The following is a 25,933-nucleotide window of genomic DNA, read 5'->3' as shown; positions in this document are numbered from 1 at the left end:
CCTCTTTGTTATTTTATAATTTTTAATATCGAATTATTAAAAATAGGAGCGGTTGAATGTTAAATCAATTTAAACCTACATGGATGATCGAATCGATTTATAATCTTACGCCAGATGAACTTAAAGCAAATGGCATTAAAGCAATTTTAACGGATTTGGATAATACGTTGATTGCGTGGAATAATCCGAGCGGGACGCGTGAGCTGCATCAATGGTTGCAACAAATGGCAGCTAATCAAATCCCGGTGATCGTAGTTTCAAATAATAACCATGAACGGGTGGAAAAAGCAGTTCAACGCTTTGATTTACCGTTTGTTGCCCGGGCATTAAAGCCATTTAAAACGGGAATCAAAAAGGCGCTTAAGGAATATCAGCTTCAACCAGATGAAGTGGTGATGGTTGGCGATCAAATGCTGACGGATGTTCTGGCAGCTAACCGGATGAACATTCGCAGTATTTTAGTTAAGCCGTTAATGCAAACGGATGCTTGGAATACCCGAATCAACCGGTTAATGGAACGCAAAATTCAAGCTCAATTAGCGAAAAAAGAAAATTTTGAAATTCAATGGAGGAACCATCTCGATGACTGATGAATTAAGATGCATTGGATGCGGTGCGGTGATTCAAACGACTGATCCGGATAAGGCTGGATATACACCGCAATCTGCGTTAAACAAACAAAAAGATGAGGTGTATTGCCAACGCTGTTTCCGGCTGAGACACTATAATGAAATTGCGGATGTTGATTATAGTGATGATGACTTTTTACGTTTCTTGAATCAATTAAGCGATAAGGAAGCATTGATCGTTAACGTGATCGATATCTTTGACTTTACTGGCTCATTGATTCCGGGATTGCAACGGTTTGTCGGCAATAATCCAATTTTACTGGTTGGAAATAAGGAAGATCTGCTTCCGCGGTCATTAAAGCGTTCAAAAATCAAGGATTGGATGCGGCAATCAGCCAACAAGGCAGGATTGCGTCCAATTGATGTTTTCTTGACGAGTGCCAAGAAGGGCGGTCAAGTTGACGAATTATTGGCTGCGATTGAAAAATACCGTGAAGGCCGTGATGTTTATATCGTTGGGGTTACGAATGTTGGAAAGTCAACGTTGATCAATCGAATCATCAGCCAGTTAACGGGGGTTCAGGAATTGATCACCACGTCGAAGTTCCCAGGAACAACCTTGGATCGAATTGAAATTCCATTGGATGATGGGCATTTCTTAATTGATACCCCAGGGATTATTCACCGGAATCAAATGGCGCACTACCTTTCACCAAAGGAATTAAGACTTGCGACGCCGCAAAAGGAAATCAAGCCGAAGACATATCAATTGCAAGCAGGGCAAACCCTCTTTTTGAGTGCTTTAGCACGGTTTGATTTTATTAAAGGACCTAAAGAACGAAATGGAATTGCGATTTACCTTGACAATAATTTAAAGGTGCACCGGACAAAATTGACCAACGCTGATCAGTTTTATGCCAACCATGCTGGTGAGATATTGCAACCGCCAACTAAGAAAGAGTTGGAAACGACTTTCCCGAAACTTGTTCGGTATGAATTTAAGACAACGGAAAAAAGCGACCTTGTTTTTGCTGGCCTTGGTTGGGTTACGGTGCCGAAGAACAGTATTATTGCCGGCTGGGCCCCAGATGGAGTTGGCGTCACGATTCGCAAAGCAATGATTTAGAGGTGAAAAAATGAAATTACGTGGAAAACAAAAACGGTATTTAAGAAGTCAAGCCCATTCAATGCGGCCGCTTTTCCAAATCGGAAAGGACGGAATTGATAAAGAATGGCTTAAACAGGTTAAAAATGCTCTCGAAAAGCGAGAATTGATCAAAGTTAACATTTTAAATAATTCATTGTTAGAAACTGATGAAGTTCAGGAATACATTGAACAAAATTCTGATATTCAGGTAGTTCAAGTCATTGGGCATACCCTTGTTTTATTTAAACGCGCTCAAAAACCAGAGCATCGTCACTATTCCGAAGAAGTTGCGCGGATTTAGAAAGGGTGCTTTGGAATGGAGAAACAACGGGTGATCACGCCTGAAGTTCAAGTTTTTAGCAAGGTTGAATTCGATGCCCCGCAAAAAAGAGTTGGGATTTTAGGCGGAACGTTTAATCCGCCGCATTTAGGCCATTTAATGATTGCTGATCAGGTTCAAAGTCAGTTGGGACTTGATCAGGTGTTATTCATGCCGGATAGCATTCCGCCGCACGTTGACCATAAGGATGCGATTGATGCCCGCCATCGGCTTAAGATGTTGCATTTATGTGTTGATGATAATCCCAAATTTGGAATTGAAGATTATGAGGTCAAGCGCGGCGGGGTCAGTTATAGCATTGACACGATGAAAGCCCTGACGCAGCAACATCCTGAAAATCAATATTACTTTATAATTGGCGGCGATATGGTAGAATATTTACCGAAATGGCGGGAAATTGACGAGCTGGTCAAACTTGTTCAGTTTGTCGGCGTTGGTCGTCCAGGATTTCATAAACGCAGTCAATATCCAATTCTGTGGGTCGATGTTCCGGAAACAGAGATCAGTTCAACGTTGATTCGGCAAAAGATTAAAAACGGATGTTCAATCAAGTATCTTGTTCCGGATGCAGTTGAACAGTACATTAACGAGGAGAACCTATATCGTGACTGAAATTGAGTATCAAAAACATTATTATCCTGGTTCGCGTTCCGAATTAGTTCAGAAACTAAAAGACTCGTTAAATAAGCAATCGCGGTTTGAACATTGTTTACGGGTCGAACAAACGGCAATCCAGCTTGCAAAACTAAACCATGAAGACGTTGAAAAGGCGGCGGTTGCCGGGCTGATTCATGATTATGCCAAGGAACGCTCAGCGGAAGAATTCAAACGGGTGATCATTGCCAAAAAGATGGACCCAGATTTATTAAACTGGGGTAATTTCATTTGGCACGGTGAAGTTGGTGCTGAAATCATTCAGGATGAGCTAAAAATTACGGATGAAGAGATCTTAAATGCGGTGCGGCGCCATACGATTGGTGCGGTTCAAATGACAACGCTTGATAAGATCGTTTACGTTGCCGATTACGTTGAACCCGAACGTGATTTTCCAGGAGCAAATTATGCACGCGAAGTAGCGTTTGCTGATTTGGATGATGGGGTGCGTTATGAAACCCAGCATACGTTGCAGTATTTGTTAGAAAATAATCAAAAGATTTATCCGGCTGCAATTTTAACGTATAACCAGTGGAACGCTGAAAATCGATGAAGAGGTGGAATTTAAATGAATGAAAGTAAAGAATTATTAAAAACAGTTGTTGAAGCGGCCGACAATAAGCGGGCAGAAGACATTATTGCATTAGATGTTCAAAATATCAGTTTATTAGCGGATTATTTTGTAATCATGCAAGCTGACTCAGACCGGCAAGTAAAGGCGATCGCCGAAAATATTGAAGAACAAGCCGAAGAAAAAGGCTATGATGTGCTTGATGTTGAAGGAAAGAGCGGTGCGAACTGGATTTTGATCGACCTTGGCGATGTTGTTGCCCACGTATTTAAAGCTGAAACCCGGAAATTCTATAACCTTGAAAAGTTATGGGCAGATGCCGATGACGTTGATATTTCAGCATGGATCAAGTAGTCAATGCAACGAATCATAGGAATAATTACTGAGTATAATCCGTTTCATAACGGCCACCTTTATCAGATCCAGCAGGTTAAAAAGCAATTTCCGGATGCCCCGTTAGTAATTGCAATGAGCGGAAATTTTTTACAACGCGGGGAACCGGCAATCATTGATAAGTGGCACCGGGCGGCTGAATGTTTGTCGAATGGCGCAGATTTAGTAATGGAATTACCGTTAATGGCGGCCGTTCAACCTGCAGACCGGTTTGCATATTATGGGGTGTGGACGCTTGCTCAGATGGGCGTGACGGACTTGTTTTTCGGTGCGGAGCATGCCACGTTTGACTTTATGCATGATGCCCAAAAAGCAATGGAAATTACCGGAAACTTTAACAAGTACCATGAGTCGTTTGCGAAGACTTATCAACAGGTAATTACCGAAAAGGTTGGTCATCAAGTCGATCAGCCGAATGACTTGTTGGGATTGGCATATGCGAAGGCCAATTTGAAGCTGAAGGCTAACATTACCCTTCATCCGATTCAACGGAAAAATGCCAATTACCACGATATTGAATTGAACGATGCGGGAACGATTGCGAGTGCATCGGCGATTCGCGAAGCCTTACATCATCAAAATCAAGATTTTGAAAAATTTGTGCCACACCAAACCGCTCAAGATTTAAAAAACCAGCCATTAGTATCATGGGATGATTTTTGGATTCATCTTAAGATGGAATTATTGACCCATTTACCGCAAGAATTGGAAAAAATTTACGGAATGGCTGAAGGAATTCAATATCGGATGATTGCGATGGCTCAGCGAAGTGAATTTGCTGAGGACTTTGATTCATGGATCAAAGCGGCTAAAAGTAAACGGTTCACATACACCAGGTTAAGCCGGCTGGCAACGATGACGCTGCTGCACATTACCTGGGACGATGTTGCTTCATTTGAAGCCCAGCCATATTTGCGGGTACTAGGGTTTTCCAAGAAGGGACAGGCAGTTTTACACGCTGCTAAAAAGAGTTGCGATCATCCAATTATTACAAACGTTTCTCAAGACGAGAAGAAGGGAATTTTAAGAATTGATTACCGTGCCGGAAAGGTTTACCAGGCAGTGTGCGGGAATGAACAGGATTTAAAACATGCTCCGATTATGACTGTCAAGTAAATCAGCTTGACAGTGATTTGGATTCCAAGTATAATCGACGTGTTGCATTAGGAGGCAAGAAAATGAAGTGGTCATTAAACGAATTGCGTCAGGCAAAGGAAACGCCCATTGAGTTTGATACAACCCTTGATTTGGAAGCAGCATTAAAGAAACGCCGAAATGATTTGATTTCAGCTGCTCCGGTCCAAGTTGAAGGGGTCTTTACGGTTGATCAACGGGGAATTTTAGGAAGTTTTAATGTGAAAACTAAAATTCAGGTTCCATCAACCCGGACGTTTGAACCGGTAACAATTCCACTCGACTTTGACTTTTCAGAATACTATGTCAGCCATCATCAAAATGATCTATCGCAATTTGATGACTTAGACGTGGTAATTGTGCTTGAAAATGATGTGCTAGCACTTGAAGATGTGATTATTGACAATATTCTTGTTCAAATTCCAATGCAAGTTCTGAGTGAAAAAGAACAACATGCAGAATTCAGCGAGATGCCGCAAGGGAAGAGCTGGGGTGTTTTGACTGAAGATCAGTTGAAAAATAACGCTCACCGAAAAGATCAAATTGATCCGCGGATGGCAAAATTAAAAGATTTTTTCAAAAACGACGATCAGAAGAATTCGGATGAGTAGTTGTCAAATTTAAGATTTGCAAGTATAATTATTCTTGTCGATTATTTTGAAGGAGGTGGCTCTCAATGGCAGTACCAGCACGTAAAACATCAAAGACACGTAAGAGATTACGTCGGACAAACTACAAATTGTCAGTACCTGGTATGAGCGCATGCCCAAATTGTGGTGAATTACGTCGTTCACACCGTGTATGCCCAAGTTGTGGTTACTATGGTGATCGCGAAGTTGTTAAAGTAAAGAACAACTAATTTTTTAAAATTGAAGAATAAAAAGATCGATGGGACCATGGCCCTCAATCTTTTTGCGGCACATCAGTGTGAACTGAAGTGCTATTTTTTTACCATTGATTAAATTCCTATGCTAGAATGGAAAACAGATATTATCAGAAGAAAGGAATTAACACATGGATGTGCATAACGTTGAACTCACGATCAGTGCAGTTCGCCCAGATCAATATCCAAAAGATGGATTACCGGAAATCACGTTAACCGGCCGGTCAAATGTCGGCAAATCATCGTTGATCAATACGTTGATCAATCGGAAGAAGCTCGCCCATACGTCAAGCCAGCCTGGGAAAACACAAACGTTGAATTTCTACCGGATCGAAGATGCAATGTATTTTGTTGATGTTCCGGGATACGGATACGCCAAGGTTTCACAAAAGAACCGTGAAAAGTGGGCTGAAATGATTGAAACCTATTTTGCCCAACGCGAAGAAACATGCGGCGTTGTTTCCCTTGTTGATGCGCGGCATGCGCCAACGAAACTTGATCAGCAAATGGTCAACTTTATTCATTACTATGAATTGCCGTTATTGGTCGTTGGAACCAAAATCGATAAGGTTCCAAAAAGCAAATGGAATAAAGCTGAAAGTCAAATTCGCAAGGGATTGCATTTAAGTGGCGATGACCAATTACAATTATTCTCATCTCAAACCCGTTACGGCAAGGAAGAGGTTTGGGATTGGATCGAAAAGCATACGATGTAAGGAAGGAAAATCAAATGGAATTTAATGAGTATCAAGAAGCAGCAAACCGGACCCTTTACGGAACAGAACAGGTTTTAACCAATTGTGCGTTAGGGTTAGCAGGTGAAAGCGGCCAGGTGATCGATCTTGTAAAGGCGTATACGTTTAAAGGCCAAAAATTAGATAAAAAGCAATTAACTCATGAAATGGGAGACGTTCTTTGGTACTTGTCTCAAATTGCTGAATGGGCAGGAATTCCGTTTGATGAAGTTGCGAAGGAAAACATTGAAACGTTGAATAAACGTTATCCAAATGGATTTAAGAGCGAAAATTAGTGAAATGCGAGAGGAAAAAATGAGGCTGTGATTGAATCGCAGCCTCATTTAAATATTATTTTTCTTTCTTTTGGGAATCGATTTTCTTTGAGGAGTCCTTTTCGGGATCCTTTGGTTTATTATTTGATGTGTTAGTCGGGTCGATTGCAAATTCATCAAATAATTTTTCAAGGTTTGTTTGCCGGTTGATCTTTAAACTCATAATTCGACTTCCTTCTGCTATTTTTCTTTTAGCGTACCAGTTTTTATTTAAGTTTTCAATTCTAAGAAAGGGGGACCATCAAAATGGCAACGGAACACATTGAACGAAAATTAAAATTACTTCCGGATCTACCGGGATGTTACCTGATGAAAGATGTTAACGGTCATATTATCTACGTTGGAAAGGCCAAAAATTTGAAGAACCGGGTGCGGTCATATTTCAAAAGCAAGCAGGTCGGAAAGCGGGCCCAACTCGTTGCGGAAATTCGGGATTTTGAAACGATCATCACGTCAACCGATAAGGAAGCTTTCTTGTTGGAAATTACGCTGATTCAAAAGCATCAGCCGTATTACAATACAAAATTAAAACGTGGAACGGGCTATCCATACATCAAAATTACGAATGAACGCGATCCGCAGTTGAAGCTTGTAAGTAAGATCAAAAAAGATGGCGGGTACTATTTTGGACCATATCCAAATGTTTACGCTGCTCAAGAAACGTTGCAGCTTCTTCAAAAGGTATATCCGCTTCGAAGATGTAACGGCCCGCAGAAACGGCCGTGTTTGTATTATCATATGGGCCAGTGTTTAGGAGCATGTTTCAAAGAAGTTCCTAAGGAAAAATATGACGCTCAAATTGAGAAGATCAAGTCATTTTTAAACGGCAATGTTGCCCTAATCAAGAACGAATTGAAACGAAAGATGGAAGAGGCTTCGGCTAAAATGGAATTTGAACGGGCGGCGGAATATCGCGATCAGATCCGCTATATTGCAATGACCGTTGAAAAACAGAAAATTATTTCAAATGATTATACAACCCGCGATATTTTTGCGTATTACATGGATAAAGGCTGGATCTCAATTCAAGTCTTTTGTATTCGCCAGGCCCGGTTAATGAAGCGGGTCAAACGGCTTTTCCCATGTATTGATGAACCTGAAGCCGAGTTTACTTCATTTATTCTGCAATATTACAATCAGAAAAACGTTGTTAAACCGCATGAAGTTCTTGTTCCGCAAAATATCGACCATCAGATTTTAAGTGATATTTTAGGGATTCCAGTCCGGACACCGCAACGGGGACAGAAACGCGACTTATTAAAAATGGCCCAAAAGAATTCCCGCCTTGTCCTTGAAGAAAAGTTCCGGTTGCTTGAACTTGATAACCGGAAAACAACCGGCGCCATGAATGAAATTATGGATGCGCTCAAGTTGCCGCACGGTCACCGAATCGAAGCATTTGACCATTCACATATTCAGGGCCAGGACCTGGTTTCCGCAATGGTATGTTTCATTGACGGTCAGCCAAATAAAAATGAGTATCGCAAATATAAGTTGAAGACGGTTGATCATGCGGATGAAGCGGCAAGTACCCGAGAGGTTATTTATCGCCGGTACAGCCGGTTGCTCAAGGAGCACGCCCAACTTCCAGACTTGATTTTAATGGATGGGGCAGAGATCCAAATTGACGCTGCGGTCGATGTTTTGCACAATCAACTGGGAATTGATATTCCGGTTGCGGGAATGGTTAAAAATGATCATCACAAAACAGCGGATTTAATGAACCAGAACGGAATCAAACTAGAACTCGATCCGAAAAGTCAAGGTTTTTATTTGTTGCAACGAATCCAAGATGAAGTCCACCGGTTTGCGATTACTTATCACCGGCAGTTACATTCAAAGAATTCATTGTCATCCCGGCTTGAACAAATTCCAGGCGTAGGCCCGAAAACGCGAACCAAACTTTTGCGGAATTTTCATTCAATTAAGAAAATTACTGAAGCATCGGTTGAAGAAATTCAAAAACTGGGAATTTCGAAGAAGGTTGCGCAAACGATTCATTTAAGTGCGGGTTCGATTGAAGAAGGCCGGCAGGATACAAGATTGATTAGAAAAAATTAAAAATGTATGCTACAATTTTAACCGTTAATTTTGATAACTAATCAATGGACGGAGTGAATTTCATTGGAAAATACAAGTCAGTCCTCAAAACTGCGCTGGTATAACATTGCCTTACTGGCATTTACCGTCGTTTGGGGATTCACAAATGTCGTCAATAACTTTGCTAATCAAGGACTAACCGTTGTCTTCTCATGGATTTTGATTATGTTCCTTTACTTTATCCCATATACCTTAATGGTTGGGCAGTTAGGATCAGCATTTCAGAATTCAGGAGCAGGGGTCAGTTCATGGATCAACGAATTACTCGGAAGTAAGTGGGCTTACTTAGCTGCTTGGACTTACTGGGTCGTTCACGTTCCGTATTTAGCTCAAAAACCACAAATTATTATGATCAGTTTAAGCTGGCTTTTCCGCGGCAATGGGACCTTTGTTAATGATACCAAGCCGATTGTTGTTCAATTGCTTAGTTTAGTTCTCTTCTTAGGATTTGTATGGCTTGCAACTAAAGGATTGAATGCGCTGAAGAAATTAGGGAACATTGCGGGAATCTTGCTGTTGATTATGTCATTCCTGTTCATTATTCTCGGAATCAGTGCGCCGTTTATTCTGCATACGCACATTGCAACGCCTAATATGGGCAGCTTGCATGATTATGTGCCAAAATTCAGTTTCCAATACCTAACGACCCTTTCAATGTTGATTTTTGCAGTTGGTGGTTGTGAAAAAATTTCACCATACGTTAACAAGACGCACAACGCATCCCGTGAATTTCCAAAGGGCATGCTTGTGTTAGCAATCATCGTTGCCTTATCAGCAATTTTAGGATCAATCGGAATGGGAATCGTAATTAACGCGCACCACATTCCAAATGACTTGATGTCAAACGGGGCATATGAAGCATTCCAAATTCTTGGCCGGTATTACCATGTTGGCGATCTCTTCATGTGGATCTTTGCAATTACCAATACATTAGGTTCAGCAACCGCTTTGGCAGTTTCAATTGATGCGCCGTTACGGATGTTGTTGGATGAAGCCGATGAACGCTTCATTCCAAAGGTTCTTTTAAAGAAGAACAAGCACGGCGTCTTTATTAACGGTTACAAGATGGTTACGGTTTTAGTTTCAATTTTGATCATTGTTCCAGCCCTTGGAATTAAGGGAATGTCAAACTTGTACAACTGGCTTTTGAACTTGAATTCAATTTGTATGCCAATGCGTTACCTTTGGGTATTCTTAGCATACATTATGCTTGTTAAGTACATGGACAAGTACAAGTCAGACTATGTCTTCGTGAAGAGTAAACCAGTTGGTTACGCATTTGGAATTTGGACGTTTGTCTTTACTGCGTTTGCATGTATCATGGGAATGGTTCCAAAGGCTAACATGGCTGCATTCGGAACAAGTTCATGGTGGTTCCAAATTGCAATGAACGTTGTTACCCCAATCATTTTGATTGCGTTAGGATTGATCCTTCCAGCAATTGCAAGACGGACAAATAAAATTAACGATTAAAATCAATGAAGCACGGCGAACCGGTCGTGCTTTTATTTTTAATCAAAACTTGATATAGTTATAGCGAGTAAAATATGCCAGTTAGAGACTGGATCGATTAAATAAATTGTAGAAAGAGGAACAAAAAGACAATGTCAATGTTTGTTGATCAAATTAAAATTCAAGTTAAAGCCGGAAAAGGCGGCGACGGAATGGTTGCTTTTCGGCGTGAAAAATATGTTCCAAATGGGGGTCCGGCCGGCGGTGACGGTGGTCACGGCGGAAGTATTATTTTAAAGGTCAATAAGGGGCTGCGGACTTTGATGGATTTTCGTTATCACCGGATCTTCAAAGCGAAGGCTGGTCAAAACGGGATGATCAAGGGAAAATACGGTCGGGCAGCTGAAAACTTGTATATTGATGTCCCTGAAGGAACAACGGTTACGGATGCCGATACCGGCGAAGTATTAGGCGATTTAACGGAGGCCAATCAGGAATTGGTCGTTGCTCACGGTGGTCGTGGCGGCCGCGGCAATATCCATTTTGCCAGTCCAAAAAATCCGGCTCCTGAAATTGCCGAAAATGGTGAACCGGGTGAAGAACGGAATTTGAATTTGGAATTAAAGGTTTTGGCTGATGTTGGGTTGGTAGGCTTCCCGTCGGTTGGAAAGTCAACGCTGCTTTCAACGGTTACAAGTGCAAAACCCAAAATTGCTGAATACCATTTCACAACGTTGGTTCCAAACTTAGGAATGGTTCAGCTTGATGATGGCCGTGATTTTGTAATGGCTGACCTGCCAGGATTGATTGAAGGGGCTTCGCAAGGAATTGGCCTTGGAATTCAATTCTTGCGCCATGTCGAACGGACAAGAGTTATTTTGCACCTGATCGATATGTCAGGGGTCGAAGAACGGGATCCGTACGAAGACTTTTTAAAGATCAATGATGAATTGAAGAAGTATGACCCAGACTTGTTAAAACGGCCGCAAATTATCGTTGGTTCGAAAATGGATATGCCAGATGCAGCCGAAAACTTAGCAAAGTTTAAGGCCAAGATTGAACAGGATTACGCTCCGTTAGCTCAAGCACCGCAAGTAATGGCAATTTCATCAATTACCCATGAAGGATTGCAAGATCTGATGCAGGCAACAGCGGACTTACTTGACAAGACGCCGCACTTTGAAACGAAAGCAGAAAAGGAAATGGCTGCTAACCGGTCTGAATACCGGTTTGATGACGATGAGGATACCCCTGCATTTACAATTTCGCGTGATCCGGACGCAACCTGGGTTCTTTCAGGTGATAAGCTTGAAAAGCTCTTTAAGATGACGAACTTGGATCACGATGAAAGTCTGTTGCGGTTTACCCGGCAGTTGCGGGGCATGGGCGTTGATGATGCTCTTCGAGAACGGGGAGCCAAAGATGGCGATCTTGTCCGGATCGATGACTTTGTATTTGAATTTTATGCATAGTAAATTTATGAAAATAGAATTTTGGATTGATCAACGATCCGAAAGCCAAAGAGCGGGAACTTTTTCCCGCTTTTTGTTTTAAGCTGAATTTTAACATCGGCACTCAAGGCATTTGCAATCACTTCCAGGGCTTTAAATTGAAGCGGATGATCATGATAGGGCAGAAGGTAAAGAACATTGGTCTGCTTATCAAAATCAAAATCGGAAATTGCGACTGCATGCGCCTCGTTTTCCCAGTAACATTGGTATTGAGGATTAAATCCTTGAGTTGCCTCGCGAAATGTTTGAATTCTCATTTTAAACTCCTTTGTTCGTTATAAGATAAATTATTAAATTAAAAATAATTTTTTATTGATGATTATCTTTTAACCCCGAATGATTTCTGCTATAATGCAGGTAATTTATTTTGAAAGAGGGATTGATTGATGACACGCTTTTTTAAACTAAAAGAAAATAAGACAAGCGTCTCAACCGAAATTACTGCAGGGTTAACCACCTTTTTTGCAATGTCGTATATTCTTTTTGTTGCCCCGAACATCCTTGGCAAGACCGGGATGCCGACTCAAGGAATCTTTTTAGCAACGATTATTGCGTCAGTTGTTAGTACCTTGATCATGGCCTTGTTTGCCAATGTTCCATACGTTCAAGCTCCCGGATTGGGATTGGCAACGTTCTTTACGTATACCGTTGTTTTACAACTTGGCTTTAGTTGGCAGGAGGCCTTGGCACTGGTCTTTCTTTGCGGGGTGATCAACGTTACGATCACGTTGACCAAGATTCGGAAGATGATCATCAAGTCAATTCCTGAAGTTTTGCAACACGCCATCAGTGGTGGGATTGGAATGTTTGTTGCCTATATCGGAATTAAAAATGCGGGTTTTCTTAAGTTTACCACTGATTCAAGCGATATTTTAACAGTTAACAATCATCCATTCAATCAAGCAACGACTCACTTTTCACACGGAATTCAATCAATTGTTTCGGGAAGCGGAATTACTCCGGCATTGATCAACTTTAATCAGGCAGGGGCATTAGTTGCTTTGATCGGGTTATTGATCATGGCATTCTTAATGATCAAGAATGTACGCGGCGGAATTTTGATTGGAATTATTTTAACGACGTTAATTGGGATTCCGTTTGGGGTTACGCATTTAAGTCTTGCCCATGCCCCGTCATTAGCTGAATCATTTAAAGAGCTTGGGGTAACCATGGGAGCTGCGTTTGGCCCGCACGGAATGGTGGCATTATTTGACCATCCAGGACGCTTGTTGTTAGCGATTATGACAATTTTTGCGTTCTCATTGACCGATATCTTTGATACGATTGGAACCTTTATTGGAACAGGGAAAAAGTCAGGAATCTTCTCTCAAGCCGATGAAGAAGAATTCTTTAACGGAAAGGGATTCAAATCAAAAATGGATCGGTCATTATTCTCAGATGCTGCCGGCTCAATTGTTGCTGCAATTTGCGGAACATCAAATGTTACAACCTTTGTCGAAAGTGCATCTGGGATCGGTGCCGGCGGTCGAACCGGATTAACAAGTTTGACGGCCGCCGTAATGTTTGCTTTAAGCAGTTTATTGGCCCCGGTAATCGCAATTATCCCAACTCAAGCAACGGCTCCAGCATTGATCATTGTTGGAATCATGATGATGAGTTCATTTAAAGATATTAACTGGTCAAACCTTGAAGATGCGATCCCCGCATTCTTTGCATCCGTCTTTATGGCGATTTGTTACAGCATCTCATACGGAATCGCTGCCGGGTTCATCTTCTACTTGTTAGTTAAGATCTGCAAGAAGAAATTCAACGAAATTCATCCAATGCTCGTGATCTGCACGATTCTGTTTATTTTGAATTTTGTTGTTTTGGCATTTATTTAACTTTAAAATGCATTTTGTATTTTAGATTGAATGATAGTAAAATTAATAATGGTATAGTAGTTCACTAATTATAGTGGACTATTATTTTTTGAGAGAAATAAAAAATAGATAGGGTCGATTTCATGGAACTTGAATTTTTAGGAACCAGTGCCGGATCACCGTCAAAATTCCGCAACGTGACGGCACTTGCGTTGAAATTGCTTGATGAAATTAATGAAGTTTGGCTTTTTGATGTCGGCGAAGGAACACAACATCAGATTTTACGAACGACAATCCGTCCCCGGAAAGTGACGAAGATTTTCATTACCCATCTTCATGGTGATCATATTTTCGGTCTTCCAGGTTTTTTAAGCAGTCGTTCATTTCAAGGAGCAGAAGCAGTAACTCCGCTGACGATTTACGGGCCGCGGGGTATCAAACAGTTTGTTGAAACTTCAATGCGGGTTTCGCAAACCCATTTAGCATATCCAATCCAATACGTTGAACTCGATGATGAAGAGGGCGTCCTTTTCGAAAATGATCGGTTTAAGGTTTCTTATGCCGGTCTTGATCATCGAATCAAATGTGTTGGTTATCGGATCGAGGAAAAAGATTATCCAGGCGAATTAATGGTTGAAAAATTACAGGAAGTTGGCGTTCATCCAGGTCCAATTTACGGTCAGATTAAAGCAGGCCAAATCGTGACGCTTGATGATGGGACTCAGTTAAATGGCAAAGACTTTATTGGTGCGCCAAAGAAGGGGCGGACGGTTGCAATCTTAGGTGATACCCGGAAAACAGCTGGAATTGATAAGTTAGCCCTTAATGCGGATGTTCTTGTTCATGAAAGTACTTTCGGAAAGGGCGAAGCAAAGCTTGCACGCAATTACTACCATTCAACATGTATTCAAGCAGCTCAAACTGCTCAGCGGGATCACGTTAAGAAGTTGTTATTGACCCATATTTCAGCCCGGTATGTTGGACCAATGGTTAAGAAATTGCAGGCGGATGCCCGGGAGATTTTCCCGAATACGCGGGTTGTCCGGGACTTTGATACGTATAATGTTCCTTTTCCAGAAAGAAGGGAAAAATAATGAGTGGATATCGTGATTTAAAAAATTTAGAGGACCGGGTCGTTTTGGTAACCGGAGCTTCATCGGGGCTTGGCGAACAAATTGCTTACCAGTTAGCCCAAAAAGGAGCCGTCGTGGTTGCCTGCGCTCGCAATTTAGATCGGTTAAAGGAAGTTGCCAAAGCGTGTGCTGAATTTCGCGGCAAGAAGGCATATGCCGTTCAAATGGATGTGGCTGATCCAGACCGAATTGAAAAGGTCGTTCAGCAGGTTGAAAATGAAGTTGGCCCAATTGATGTTTTAGTAAACGATGCGGGCTTTGGCTTAATGCAAAATGCCCTTGATTTTGACATGCAGGTTGCTGAAAAAATGTTCCGGGTCAATGTTTTAGGAACGATTTACTTATCGAAATTTACCGCTTTACAAATGGCAACGCGCAAACGCGGGGCAATCATTAACATTGCTTCAATGGCGGGGAAGATTTCAACCCCGAAATCATCCGTTTACTCGGCAACGAAGGCCGCAGTTTTAGGTTACTCTGATGCTTTACGGCTTGAATTGAAGCCGCTTGGAATTAGTGTAATGACGGTTAATCCCGGGCCAATTCGAACACAATTTTTCGATAAGGCGGATGAAAGCGGCGATTACTTGGACAAAATCAAAGGTATCGTTTTAAATCCAGAACTGGTTGCCGAAAAGATCGTTCATTCAATTGGAACGGCGAAACGGGAACTTAACCTTCCGTTTTTCTTCAATATTGCAAATGTTGGTTATACCTTGTTTCCGCGACTGGGCGACTTTTTGGCAGCGGGGATCTTTAATCAAAAGTAAGTCGGTTAATATTTAGGAGAGGTTAGATTGAAAAAGAAATTAAGTTTGATTGGAGTTATTGTCTTACTGTTAGTTGTGGCAATTTTTTCAATCTCAAATATGCAAAGTGTTTCAGTAAACTTTTTTGTGGCCAAGGTTAAAATTCCCCTTGTGATTTTAATCATCATTTCAATTTTAATTGGAGTGATTATTGCGATGCTGTTCTCAGTATCCTCATCATTTAAGCACAAGAAGCAAATCAAGAACTTGAACAGTCAAGTAAAAGATTTACAGGAACAGGTTGCAGGAAAGTCAGAAAACAAAGAGGAATAAGACTTGATTACTTCAAATTATGATTGGAAAATGGCGGCTTCCAAGCTTGATGATCAGCAAATCAATGAGCTTGCTCAAACCTTGCATCATTCGCCGCTGCTGATTAAAATTTTAGCTCAGCGCGGAATGGAAACCGCAAATCAAATTAAAGATTTTTTAGAGCCGCAGGGCCAGCATGTTCACGATCCGTATTTGCTTTATGATATGGAAAAGGCAATCGATCGGATTCAACAGGCGATTATTGAAAACCAGAAAATTTTTATTTATGGTGACTATGATGCTGACGGAATTACCAGTACGGCTGTAATGTATGAAACCCTGCTTCAGTTGGGGGCGGATGTGCACTACTTTGTTCCGGACCGGTTTAAGGATGGGTATGGCCCGAATTTAGCAGAATATCAAAATCTTGAAGCGCAGGGAATGCAACTGTTGATCACCGTTGATAATGGGGTTTCGGGATATGATGAAGTCCAGTATTTGATGGAGAAGGGGATTGATGTCATTATCACGGATCACCATGAATTGCCGGAAAAACTTCCGCCGGCATATGCGATCGTGCATCCAATGCATCCGAAGGGCAATTACCCGTTTAAAGGCCTTGCCGGCGTTGGGGTTGCGTTCAAGGTTGCGTGTGCCCTCCTTGATGATATTCCGCAAGAAGAGCTTGACCTGGTTGCAATTGGGACGGTTGCGGATGTAATGTCGCTGACGGATGAAAACCGGGATTTGGTTTCATTTGGAATTGAAGAACTGAAAACAACAATGCGTCCGGGGTTAAGCGCATTGCTTGAAGTTACGAAAACCAAGCCGGATGAAGTTGACAGCGATACGATTGGATTTACCATTGCGCCCCGGCTTAATTCGCTTGGAAGACTTGAAAATGCCGCGCAAGGGGTAAAATTACTGACAACGCTTGATGAAAGTGAAGCTACTCAATTAGCACAACATACCCATGATTTAAATCAGCGGCGCCAAGACTTGGTTGCAACCATCACCAAGGAGGCTGAGCAGATTTTAAATCAGACTGAGCAATCGCATTTAGTAAATGTGATTGCTGGTCAAAACTGGCATGAAGGTGTCCTTGGAATTGTTGCAAGTCGGATCACGGAAGAAACGAAGCGGCCGACGATCGTTTTAACGTTGACTGAAGACGATCTGTATAAAGGCTCAGGCCGGTCAGTTGAGGGCTTTAGTCTTTTTGATGCATTTGATCCGCACCGGAAGCTGTTTGAAAGTTTCGGCGGCCATGCACAAGCGTGCGGTCTTTCGATCAAACCGAATAATCTCGCCGGTTTTCAAGTGATTGCCGATCAAGAAGCAGAAAATCAACATTTTAACGGCAATGAGCGCCCAGTGCTTGAAATCAATGAAGAACTTCCAGCTGCTTCAATTTCACTTGATTTGATCAATGAATTGAATTTATTAGCTCCATTTGGATGTGATAATCCGCGGCCGGTGTTTAAGATCACCGGAATTCAAAATCCACAATTCAAGGTTATGGGTGATCAAGGACAGCATTTTCGGATTAACTTTCAAAGCGGTCATGGCAGCTTAGCTGGGGTAAAATTTAACGCTCCCGCAGCTGAAGTTCACCAATTACAAGCTGATTCCCTTGATGGAATTGAGATTGCCGGGGAATTGACGGTGAACCGGTGGCAAGGCCGGACGACTCCCCAAATTCAAATTTGTGATTTAAAGACCGAAGTTCAAAATGAAATCAAATCGAAAATAAAGGTGATCGATCATCGTTTTACAAGTTCGCCGAATAAATTTAATTCAGAATTGATATACGGCTTTTTTGATATGAAACTACTGAAGCGGGTTGCGACCCAGGTTGCCCCAAACATTAAATTGATTTCGTTAACTGATCAGGCACCGATCGTGGGTGACACATTAGTCATCGTTGACTGTCCACCATCGATTTCAGCGTTTGAAAGTTTAGTTGACCGGTTGCAAGTCAAGCAGATTGTATTAAAATGTTATACGCAACATAATATTGCTTCCAAGCCATTGCCAAGGCGACAGGATTTTGGAAAATTATATCGTTTTACAAGTACGCATCACGATGTTGATTTAAGAAAAGATTTAGAAAAGTTAGCAAATTATTTGAATTTTGACAAAGAATCACTTGTTTTCATGATTCAGGTGTTTTCTGAGGCTAAATTTGTTAAAATTAAGAATGGTCTGTTAACTGGAACACCATCCAATCAACGAATTGAATTGACCAAGACAAAGCGTTATCAAGCACGCGTTGCCGAAATACAGGCACAACAATTATTTTTAAATTCAAAAACGGCGGATTTGCTAAAGCGATTGAATTTAACAATATAAGTATTTTGATTTAAGGAGAAACATAATGACATTAGATTTACATGATTATGTGGCAAGTATCCCAGATTATCCTGAAAAGGGTGTATTATTCCGTGACATTTCACCATTGATGGCTGATGGTGAAGCTTATCACCAAGCAACTGATCAAATCGTTCAGTTTGCTCGCGATAAAGGAGTTGAAATGATTGTTGGACCTGAAGCCCGGGGATTCATCGTTGGTTGCCCGGTTGCATTCGAATTAGGGGTCGGCTTTGCGCCTGCCCGGAAAAAAGGTAAATTACCGCGGGAAACTGTTAAGGCTGAATATTCACTTGAATATGGAAAATCAGCTCTTTACATGCATAAGGATGCAATCAAGCCGGGGCAAAAGGTTTTAGTTACCGATGATCTTTTGGCAACTGGCGGAACGATCAGTGCAACGATCGACTTGGTTGAACAATTAGGCGGAATCGTTGTTGGGTGTGCATTCATTATTGAGTTAAAGGATCTGCATGGCCGCGATAAAATTAAAGGTTATGATATGTTAAGTTTAATGGAATATTAAAATTGATTTATCCTGATTGATATATCTTTATTTTTTAAATCATTTAGGATATAATCGTGGTAATGTTGAAGCAAGGAGGATTGCGATGAAAGAGAAGTTGCGTGCATTCTGGCAAAAAGATTGGGTCCGTTTCATTGCACGGACTGTCTTTTACTTTGTCGTTTTGTTTGCTCTAGTATACATGTTCAGTTACAGTGGACTTACACAGCCACACTTTATTTATAACGAATTTTAAACAGGAGAGATGTTGAGATGGAAGCAAATTTGATTGCTCAAATTGACCAGTTTGCAGTTAGCCATCCAGATAAGGTTGCTTACGATTACCTTGGGACCGAAAATACCTATGGTGATCTGAAGAAGTATTCGGATGCACTTGCAGACTATATTTTAAAAATGGATTTGCCAGCAAAAGCACCGATTGTAGTATTTGGGGGACAAACTTTTGAAATGATCGCAGCTTTTTTAGGAGTTGTTAAATCAGGTCATTCATATGTTCCAGTCGATGTTAATTCATCGTTATCACGGTTGGAATCAATCAATGAGATTGGGAAACCGGCATTATATATTCAAGTTGAAGATTTACCAGCTGATATGCCGGCGGTTAAATCAATCACCAAGGCAGAGTTAAATGATATTTATACTCACGGTGAATTTTCAGATGAAATTAATTCAACATCGTTTGTTGATGGGGATGATACGTTCTATATCATCTTTACGTCTGGAACAACAGGGAAACCTAAGGGCGTTCAAATTAGCCACGATAATTTGAAGAGTTATGTTAACTGGATGCATTCCGATGACTTTGGAATCAAAGCCGATGGAATCTGCCTTTCACAAGCACCATACTCGTTTGACCTTTCAGTCATGGACTTATATCCAACGTTGACAGCGGGTGGCAAACTTGCAGTTTTGCCAAAGAAGACAACCGATAACTTTAAGGAATTGTTTGAAGTATTACCGAAGCTTCATATCAATGAATGGGTTTCAACCCCGTCATTTATGGATATTTGCTTGCTTCAACCGACATTTGATGAAAAGCATATGCCTGAATTAACTCATTTCTTATTCTGTGGGGAAGAGTTAACGCATAGTACAGCAGCCAACTTAAAGAAACGGTTCCCACATGCCCGGATCTTCAATACGTATGGTCCGACTGAAACGACCGTTGCGGTTACCCAAGTGGAAATTACGGATGAAGTTTTGGCAAATTATAAGCGGCTTCCAATTGGGACTCCCAAAGCTGACACCCGAATCATTTTAGTTGATGATGATGTTCACCAAGTGGGCGATCACGATGAAGGTGAAATCGTAATTGCTGGCCCGAGCGTTTCAAAGGGATATATCAATAACCCTGAAAAGACAGCCAAGGCGTTCTTGGAAATTGAAGGGACTCCAGCATATCGGACAGGTGATTTAGGCCAATTTGATGAAAATGGCCAGTTGCTTTATAAAGGACGGATGGACTTCCAAGTTAAGGTTCACGGCTTCCGGATCGAATTGGAAGATGTTGATCACCACTTAGGTCAAGTTAGCTTGATTTCGCAAGCAACAACCGTTCCGAAGTATGATAAAAACCACAAAGTCAGTCAATTAATTGCTTACATTGTTCCTGAAGACAATGATTACGAAGATGAGTTCAAGTTGACTCAGGCAATTAAGAAAGAACTTCAGGAAATCATGATGGCTTATATGATGCCGCAACGTTTTGTTTACGTTGATTCATTACCATTAACTCCGAATGGAAAAATTGACCGCAAATCATTAATGAAAGAGGTTAATAACGAATGATCAATATTCAACCGTATCAAAATCCTGAATATTTCATTCTCTTAGTAATTGGATTGCTTCCAATTATGATTGGATTATTGTATGGCCGGCGTTTCAGAACTTATGAAACATTGATTTCAATTGCATTCTTAGTTCTGACGTTTGGCGGAGTTAAGTGGCATCAAGGAATCGCGCTGATTGGTTATGTGATTTTTGAATTGCTTTTGATTGGATGGTATTTCAATTATCGGCAGAAGCATAATAAATCATGGGTCTTTTGTTTAGCGGTGATTCTCGCAATCGTTCCGTTAGTGATCGTTAAATTAACGCCATTGTTTGACTTTGGCAAAGAATCGATTATTGGATTCCTTGGAATCAGTTACTTAACGTTCCGGGTCGTTGGGATGATCATGGAAATCCGGGATGGAATGATCAAAGAATTCCATCCATGGACGACATTACAATTTATCATTTTCTTCCCAACGATTTCATCTGGCCCGATTGACCGTTATCGTCGGTTTGAGAAGGATTATAACAATGTTCCTGACCGGGAAAAATACGTGAAGATGCTGGAAAAAGCTGTCCACTACCTTTTCCTTGGCTTCTTGTATAAGTTTGTAATTGCATACTTCTTTGGCCAATACTTGATGCCAAAGGTTGATGCATTGGCAATTGCTCACGGCGGTTGGTCAGTATGGGTATTCTTACATGGTTACGTTTATGCGATGGACTTGTTCTTCGACTTTGCCGGATACAGTCTGTTTGCCGTTGCAACCAGTTATGTAATGGGAATTGAAACCCCGATGAACTTCAATAAACCGTGGATTTCACACAACGTAAAGGACTTCTGGAATAGATGGCATATGACCCTTTCATTCTGGTTCCGTGACTACATTTACATGCGGTTAGTTTTCTTTATGATGAAGAAGAAATGGTTAAAGAGCCGGATCGCGATGGCGAATATCGGTTACTTAACATTGTTCTTGATCATGGGCTTCTGGCATGGTGAAACATGGTACTACATTGCATATGGGTTATTCCAAGCAATTGCGATGATCATCTGTGATGCATGGCAACGGTTCAAGGAGAAACACCGGAAGATGATCCCGCACAACAAGTTTACCGAAGCATTTGCGATTTTCTTAACGTTTAACGTGATGTGCTTCAGTCTCTTGATTTTCTCAGGATTCCTAAATACAATGTTTGTTGTACACTAATTAATACTTAAAAAGTGAGGTTTTAATAATGAAAGATCAAATTTTAGACATTTTAGCTGATATTACAGGTAGCGATGAAGTTAAGAAAGACTTAGATGTTAACATTTTCCAAACAGGATTGTTAGATTCAATGGGAACAGTTCAATTGTTGCTTGAATTCCAAAACCAACTTGGCGTTGATGTTCCGGTTTCAGAATTTGACCGTTCTGAATGGGATACACCAAACAAAATTATTGCGAAAGTTGAAAGCATGAAATAATGAAATTAAAAAAGAAACTGTTTGAGATCTTTGGACCAGTTGTTTGTGCAGCTGTAATCTTAATTGCGATTTTAGTTTCACCTTTTAATTTCCGAAGCTTTAATTCGAAGACGATTCGTGAAGCAGCGGTTTCCCAATCAACCAATATTTTTAAGGGAACGGTTGTTAAGCAAAAGGCGCTTGAAGAAGGTTATGTTCCGTTCATGGGTTCATCTGAATTATCACGGATGGATCCGATGCACCCGTCAGTTTTGGCTCAAAAGTATGACCGGAATTACCGGCCATTCCTTTTAGGAGCTGCGGGTTCGCAATCCTTATCTCAATTCTGGGGAATGCAAGGAATCAATAATCAGCTTAAGGGCAAGAAGGTTGTCTTTATTATTTCACCACAGTGGTTTGTTAAACGTGGAATCAACAAAAATGCCTTTGCATTGTATTATTCAAATTTACAAGCCGTAACATGGTTGAAGACAGCCAAAAATACTTTGATGGATCGTTATGCTGCACGGCGCCTGCTTGATATGCCGTCATCGCATTCTGATAAGATGATTGAACAGTGCTTATTACAGGTCGCAGCTGGTCAAAAGTTGAATAAGGCTGAAAAAGTATACTTAGATTTGAAGTACAATGAATTGATCCACGAAGATCAATTGTTCTCAACGATTGGAATGAACGATCGGGTTGCCAAAATTGATCGTGAAGCAAGTAAGTTGCCACGGCAATACAACTATCAAAAGTTGGATTCCCTTGCTTATCAATTAGGTGCAAAGAATACGACAAACAATCCATTCCGGGTCGATAATGCCTTTTGGAATAATCGGTTAAAGAGCCAAGTTTCAAAATTACATGGCGAACAAGCAAAGTTTGACTATGTTTCATCACCTGAATTTGGTGATTTCCAATTAGTCTTAAATCAATTTGCAAAGGATCATACCAATGTTTTATTTGTCATTCCGCCAATTAATGCACGGTGGGCAAAGTATACTGGATTAAGAATGTCAATGATCAATGACTTTAATCAAAAGATTAAGTATCAATTGCAAAAACAAGGGTTCAATAACATTGTTGATTTAACTAACGATGGCAGGGAACCATACTTTATGCAAGATACGATTCACCTTGGATGGCGCGGATGGTTGAAGATGGACCAAGCAGTTGATCCATTCTTATCAAATGATCAACCGGCACCGGAATATCATATTGACAACTATTTCTACAATAAGAGTTGGCAAATGATGCAAGGAAAGAAATTAAAACAGTATTTGCAAACGCATCAAGCAAATTAAAACGGTGAGGCTGTAACTTGAGTTACAGCCTCATTTTTTATAACATAGAAACTATCAGAATAATGGTAAGGGAGATTATCTTTGAAACGTAAATTCTTTGTGAAAGTAATTTTCGGAATTCTTTTGGCATTTCTATTTTTGAATTTCGGTCATTGTAATGCGGCCGCGGTCAATGATTCACCGGTTGCCAAACGCGATGCTGTTAACAGTCTCTTAGAAAATAATAAGGTCAACGGCGTCGTTTTATTTGGTGATTTAGGAACGAATCCAACCGTGGTTGAATGTAATCAGCCCGGAATGAAACAAAATGATGTGATTACGGCAACGGGGCTATATCCAATTGCGTCATTGCAAAAGGTTTATACGGGAATTGCAATTCAAAAATTAATCGATGAAGGGAAATTATCGCTGAATACCAAAATCAGTCAATTTTATCCGTCCATTCCCAATGCGTCAAAGATCACCATTGAAAATTTGTTGACTCACCGTTCAGGGATTAAAGACCGGACAAGCGGGCCAACTGATTTATTGAAAAATCAAAAAGCCCAAATGAAATTTGCCCAAAAGAATCTTGATTCAACGGGGAAGACGGGTGCTTGGAACTATTCGAACAGTGATTATGCATTGCTTGCCGGAATTATTTCGAAGGTTACAGGACAAAGTTATGAAAAATATTTATCAATGAATCTCTTCAAGCCGAATAATTTAAAAAACATCAAGTTTTATAATCAGGTGACGAATGCATCCCAAATTACGAACGCCAAGGGACCGGGAAATGCTCAAAACAATCATTTAAATTTCGAAGAATTGAAAACCGGAATGTCTGGCGAACTGGGGGCCGTCGAAGTGTTCAGCAGTGCGCAAGATTACTGGAACTTTATTAGCGGTTTAGTTGCGGGAAAATATGTGCCATTATATAATATCATTTCTAACCCATATAATTATTATGATGGTGTTTACCTTGGAGATGGGATTATTCACGCCGACGGTTCAATTAATGGCTACCAAAGCTGTTTTATTGCTAATTATCGAACAAATCAGGCGTTTATCCTTTTTTCAAATAATATTACGTTCGGGCAGATGTTGAATTTGCGGGAACAGTTATCAAATATTTGTTTATAAATAATAAGCGCGGTTGCGACCGATGTCGCAATCGCGCTTTATTTAAGAATTCGAATTTCGTGATTTTGATATACAAAAACGGCTGCCATAAAATGGCGGTCTTTTTTTAACTCGTCAACTGCAGTTTCAGGGTTAAAAAACAACCGCGTCGATTCAATTTCGCCCCACACTGATTGATCAGTAAAGACCGTTACCCCCATTAACTGCGTTTTTAATGGGTAACCAGTCCGGGGATCAAGAATGTGGTGGTAAAAGTGGTGGTTTTCGGTAAAGTTGCGTTCATAAATTCCGGAAGTCACCGCGGAACATGCTGGCATTCGAACCACTCGCAGGGCCTTTCCCCGTGGATTCCAAGGATCTTGAATCCCAATCCGCCATTTTTGATCAGCGTGCAATGGACTGTTTCCGATTGTTAACAGATTTCCGCCAAGATCGATGATTCCCGTTCGAACCCCGAAGGCTGCCCAAAGATCTTCGAGCCGGTCAGCGATGTATCCCTTTGCAATTCCGCCAAGATCAAGTTGCATGCCAGTTTGCTGAAGGCCAATCAGGTTGGGGGCTTGGGTTGCAATTTTTTGTGGATCAATCTGGTGTAATAATTGGCGAACTTGGTTTTTGTCAGGTCGATGCGCGTCTTCAAAACCAACGTTCCATTCTTTAACTAGCGGGCCAATTGCTGCATTGAATCCCCATGATTTAAGACTGATCTTTTTGGCAAGCGTAACGAGATCAAACGTTGGCGTTGAAACTTTAATCATTTTTTGACCTGCGGCGCGATTTATCCGGCTGATTTCAGAATCTGACAGATAGATTGAAAATAATTTTTCATAATAATCAATTAAGTGCTTACTGGGAGCGAAAACTTGCTGATCAAACGAACTGAAAACGGTCAGCGTAATTTTGGTTCCTAAGGCTTTAAAGTGGGTTTGATACTTTGGCATCATCTACACCTACTTTATAACTCGGATGCGCCAGAAATGGCATCGCTGTCATCATCAGTATTAATATCGATCAGGTCCTTTTCGATTTCCTGGCGGTATGTTTCGGACGACTGATCATGGTAATGGAAATCATGGTCAGGTTGCTTGGATTTTTGAAATTCAGATTCAATAAAACCGCCGTACCGGTATTTTTTAATGATTTCAGTAATGTTTTCACTGATTTGTAAGCAGCCAAGATATTTCTGGTTTTCGTCATAAATTGCAATGAAGGTCAGGTTATAGTATTCTTCCTTGACCTTTAATGCCCGCGAAATTTTTGAATTTTTTCCGTGTTTTAATTTTTCAAGAAAATCAAAGGTTGCAGGCATCGTTTTAAAAAATAAATGGGATGAAATTCGTTGATTAAGCTTCAAGTCCGGATCGAGCGGATGAATGATCAATTTGATGCGACCAGCAGAATCGATAAAAAGGACTTCGAAGGGAAGCGCCTTTAAAAGATTGACCAGTTCGCTGATCTTTAAATTTCCATTTTCAAAAAAGAGGGTATCGTTTTTAATAAATGTCTTCTTCATAATTTCTCCATAAAAATCTATAATTTGATTACC

30 protein-coding genes are annotated in these 25,933 nt (G+C 40.8%); 26 read left to right on the top strand and 4 right to left on the bottom strand.

Translation table 11 applies throughout. The features are described 5' to 3' along the window. Window positions 1-56: 56 nt before the first annotated feature. The 11 genes from A3O17_RS07320 to A3O17_RS07275 all read left to right on the top strand — a co-directional run bounded on the left by A3O17_RS07320 (window position 57) and on the right by A3O17_RS07275 (window position 6,721). Window positions 57-590: a YqeG family HAD IIIA-type phosphatase gene (locus tag A3O17_RS07320; protein WP_064207724.1), complete on the top strand. Its 534-nt coding sequence runs from the start codon at window positions 57-59 to the stop codon at window positions 588-590. After that, window positions 583-1,695: a ribosome biogenesis GTPase YqeH gene (yqeH, locus tag A3O17_RS07315; protein ID WP_064207723.1), complete on the top strand. Its 1,113-nt coding sequence runs from the start codon at window positions 583-585 to the stop codon at window positions 1,693-1,695. The genes A3O17_RS07320 and yqeH overlap by 8 nt, the downstream gene beginning before the upstream one ends. A 10-nt stretch (window positions 1,696-1,705) precedes the next feature. Further along, complete coding sequence (gene yhbY, locus A3O17_RS07310; protein ID WP_057827888.1) at window positions 1,706-2,017, top strand: ribosome assembly RNA-binding protein YhbY; 312 nt, start codon at window positions 1,706-1,708, stop codon at window positions 2,015-2,017. A 15-nt stretch (window positions 2,018-2,032) separates the two neighbouring features. Continuing rightward, window positions 2,033-2,668 carry a nicotinate-nucleotide adenylyltransferase gene (locus tag A3O17_RS07305; RefSeq protein WP_064207722.1) on the top strand — a complete coding sequence of 212 codons (636 nt, stop codon included), beginning with the start codon at window positions 2,033-2,035 and terminating at the stop codon, window positions 2,666-2,668. Then, window positions 2,661-3,263, top strand: a complete 603-nt coding sequence (gene yqeK, locus A3O17_RS07300) for a bis(5'-nucleosyl)-tetraphosphatase (symmetrical) YqeK (protein ID WP_225354661.1) — start codon at window positions 2,661-2,663, stop codon at window positions 3,261-3,263. The genes A3O17_RS07305 and yqeK overlap by 8 nt, the downstream gene beginning before the upstream one ends. Before the next feature lie 15 nt (window positions 3,264-3,278). Then, a complete protein-coding gene (rsfS, locus tag A3O17_RS07295; protein ID WP_064207720.1) occupies window positions 3,279-3,635 on the top strand; it encodes a ribosome silencing factor in 357 nt (118 codons plus the stop codon). Between the two features lie 3 nt (window positions 3,636-3,638). Further along, window positions 3,639-4,790, top strand: coding sequence for a nucleotidyltransferase (locus A3O17_RS07290; RefSeq protein WP_064213194.1), 1,152 nt, complete (start codon window positions 3,639-3,641; stop codon window positions 4,788-4,790). 62 nt (window positions 4,791-4,852) lie between these two features. Then, a complete protein-coding gene (locus A3O17_RS07285; protein ID WP_064213195.1) occupies window positions 4,853-5,419 on the top strand; it encodes a YceD family protein in 567 nt (188 codons plus the stop codon). A gap of 65 nt (window positions 5,420-5,484) precedes the next feature. Next, window positions 5,485-5,667 carry a 50S ribosomal protein L32 gene (gene rpmF / locus A3O17_RS07820; protein ID WP_081035587.1) on the top strand — a complete coding sequence of 61 codons (183 nt, stop codon included), beginning with the start codon at window positions 5,485-5,487 and terminating at the stop codon, window positions 5,665-5,667. Window positions 5,668-5,822: 155 nt separating this feature from the next. Beyond that, window positions 5,823-6,407 (top strand): ribosome biogenesis GTP-binding protein YihA/YsxC, encoded by a 585-nt coding sequence (yihA, locus tag A3O17_RS07280; protein WP_064207717.1) that lies wholly within the window; start codon window positions 5,823-5,825, stop codon window positions 6,405-6,407. Window positions 6,408-6,421: 14 nt separating this feature from the next. Beyond that, window positions 6,422-6,721, top strand: a complete 300-nt coding sequence (locus A3O17_RS07275) for a nucleoside triphosphate pyrophosphohydrolase family protein (RefSeq protein WP_057828090.1) — start codon at window positions 6,422-6,424, stop codon at window positions 6,719-6,721. Window positions 6,722-6,776: 55 nt separating this feature from the next. On the opposite strand, the gene A3O17_RS07935 is transcribed toward A3O17_RS07275, so the two are convergent. Further along, on the bottom strand, window positions 6,777-6,923 hold the full coding sequence (locus A3O17_RS07935) for an SPJ_0845 family protein (RefSeq protein ID WP_180752379.1): 147 nt from the start codon (window positions 6,921-6,923) through the stop codon (window positions 6,777-6,779). Between the two features lie 83 nt (window positions 6,924-7,006). On the opposite strand from A3O17_RS07935, the gene uvrC reads away from it, so the two are divergent. The 3 genes from uvrC (at window position 7,007) to obgE (ending at window position 11,784) form a co-directional block, all read left to right on the top strand. After that, window positions 7,007-8,821 carry an excinuclease ABC subunit UvrC gene (gene uvrC / locus A3O17_RS07270; protein WP_064213196.1) on the top strand — a complete coding sequence of 605 codons (1,815 nt, stop codon included), beginning with the start codon at window positions 7,007-7,009 and terminating at the stop codon, window positions 8,819-8,821. 63 nt (window positions 8,822-8,884) lie between these two features. Continuing rightward, a complete protein-coding gene (locus A3O17_RS07265) occupies window positions 8,885-10,333 on the top strand; it encodes an amino acid permease (protein WP_064213197.1) in 1,449 nt (482 codons plus the stop codon). 137 nt (window positions 10,334-10,470) lie between these two features. Continuing rightward, window positions 10,471-11,784: a GTPase ObgE gene (gene obgE / locus A3O17_RS07260; protein WP_064213317.1), complete on the top strand. Its 1,314-nt coding sequence runs from the start codon at window positions 10,471-10,473 to the stop codon at window positions 11,782-11,784. Between the two features lie 5 nt (window positions 11,785-11,789). Here obgE and A3O17_RS07255 read toward each other — a convergent pair whose 3' ends face one another. Next, complete coding sequence (locus A3O17_RS07255; protein ID WP_064213198.1) at window positions 11,790-12,080, bottom strand: hypothetical protein; 291 nt, start codon at window positions 12,078-12,080, stop codon at window positions 11,790-11,792. A 129-nt stretch (window positions 12,081-12,209) separates the two neighbouring features. Between A3O17_RS07255 and A3O17_RS07250 the strand changes: the two genes are divergently transcribed. From A3O17_RS07250 to A3O17_RS07195, 12 genes are all read left to right on the top strand, one after another. Further along, window positions 12,210-13,667 carry an NCS2 family permease gene (locus tag A3O17_RS07250; RefSeq protein ID WP_064213199.1) on the top strand — a complete coding sequence of 486 codons (1,458 nt, stop codon included), beginning with the start codon at window positions 12,210-12,212 and terminating at the stop codon, window positions 13,665-13,667. Window positions 13,668-13,789: 122 nt separating this feature from the next. Beyond that, window positions 13,790-14,740, top strand: coding sequence for a ribonuclease Z (gene rnz, locus A3O17_RS07245; protein WP_064213200.1), 951 nt, complete (start codon window positions 13,790-13,792; stop codon window positions 14,738-14,740). Then, window positions 14,740-15,549 carry an SDR family NAD(P)-dependent oxidoreductase gene (locus tag A3O17_RS07240; protein ID WP_064213201.1) on the top strand — a complete coding sequence of 270 codons (810 nt, stop codon included), beginning with the start codon at window positions 14,740-14,742 and terminating at the stop codon, window positions 15,547-15,549. Before rnz ends, A3O17_RS07240 begins: the two co-directional genes overlap by 1 nt. A gap of 27 nt (window positions 15,550-15,576) precedes the next feature. Next, window positions 15,577-15,861, top strand: a complete 285-nt coding sequence (locus tag A3O17_RS07235; RefSeq protein WP_057827900.1) for a lipopolysaccharide assembly protein LapA domain-containing protein — start codon at window positions 15,577-15,579, stop codon at window positions 15,859-15,861. A 3-nt stretch (window positions 15,862-15,864) separates the two neighbouring features. Next, the gene (gene recJ, locus A3O17_RS07230; protein ID WP_064213202.1) at window positions 15,865-18,192 is read left to right on the top strand and encodes a single-stranded-DNA-specific exonuclease RecJ; all 2,328 of its coding nucleotides are present in this window, start codon (window positions 15,865-15,867) and stop codon (window positions 18,190-18,192) included. A gap of 25 nt (window positions 18,193-18,217) precedes the next feature. Further along, on the top strand, window positions 18,218-18,736 hold the full coding sequence (locus A3O17_RS07225) for an adenine phosphoribosyltransferase (RefSeq protein ID WP_057827901.1): 519 nt from the start codon (window positions 18,218-18,220) through the stop codon (window positions 18,734-18,736). 85 nt (window positions 18,737-18,821) lie between these two features. After that, on the top strand, window positions 18,822-18,971 hold the full coding sequence (locus A3O17_RS07220; protein WP_057827902.1) for a teichoic acid D-Ala incorporation-associated protein DltX: 150 nt from the start codon (window positions 18,822-18,824) through the stop codon (window positions 18,969-18,971). Window positions 18,972-18,988: 17 nt separating this feature from the next. Then, the gene (gene dltA / locus A3O17_RS07215; RefSeq protein WP_064207709.1) at window positions 18,989-20,524 is read left to right on the top strand and encodes a D-alanine--poly(phosphoribitol) ligase subunit DltA; all 1,536 of its coding nucleotides are present in this window, start codon (window positions 18,989-18,991) and stop codon (window positions 20,522-20,524) included. Then, window positions 20,521-21,720, top strand: coding sequence for a D-alanyl-lipoteichoic acid biosynthesis protein DltB (gene dltB / locus A3O17_RS07210; protein ID WP_064207708.1), 1,200 nt, complete (start codon window positions 20,521-20,523; stop codon window positions 21,718-21,720). The genes dltA and dltB overlap by 4 nt, the downstream gene beginning before the upstream one ends. A gap of 28 nt (window positions 21,721-21,748) precedes the next feature. Beyond that, complete coding sequence (dltC, locus tag A3O17_RS07205) at window positions 21,749-21,979, top strand: D-alanine--poly(phosphoribitol) ligase subunit 2 (protein ID WP_057906084.1); 231 nt, start codon at window positions 21,749-21,751, stop codon at window positions 21,977-21,979. Further along, the gene (dltD, locus tag A3O17_RS07200) at window positions 21,979-23,265 is read left to right on the top strand and encodes a D-alanyl-lipoteichoic acid biosynthesis protein DltD (protein WP_064213203.1); all 1,287 of its coding nucleotides are present in this window, start codon (window positions 21,979-21,981) and stop codon (window positions 23,263-23,265) included. Before dltC ends, dltD begins: the two co-directional genes overlap by 1 nt. An 81-nt stretch (window positions 23,266-23,346) precedes the next feature. Further along, on the top strand, window positions 23,347-24,387 hold the full coding sequence (locus A3O17_RS07195) for a serine hydrolase domain-containing protein (protein WP_064213204.1): 1,041 nt from the start codon (window positions 23,347-23,349) through the stop codon (window positions 24,385-24,387). A 38-nt stretch (window positions 24,388-24,425) separates the two neighbouring features. Here A3O17_RS07195 and A3O17_RS07190 read toward each other — a convergent pair whose 3' ends face one another. Both A3O17_RS07190 and A3O17_RS07185 read right to left on the bottom strand, forming a co-directional pair. Beyond that, window positions 24,426-25,328 carry an FAD:protein FMN transferase gene (locus tag A3O17_RS07190; RefSeq protein WP_180752512.1) on the bottom strand — a complete coding sequence of 301 codons (903 nt, stop codon included), beginning with the start codon at window positions 25,326-25,328 and terminating at the stop codon, window positions 24,426-24,428. Window positions 25,329-25,342: 14 nt separating this feature from the next. Beyond that, on the bottom strand, window positions 25,343-25,900 hold the full coding sequence (locus A3O17_RS07185) for a hypothetical protein (protein WP_064213205.1): 558 nt from the start codon (window positions 25,898-25,900) through the stop codon (window positions 25,343-25,345). Window positions 25,901-25,933 lie beyond the last annotated feature (33 nt).

This window comes from Ligilactobacillus aviarius (genome assembly GCF_001654615.1).
GTDB lineage: Bacteria > Bacillota > Bacilli > Lactobacillales > Lactobacillaceae > Ligilactobacillus > Ligilactobacillus aviarius_B.
This window is presented reverse-complemented; position numbering and strand designations above follow the sequence as displayed.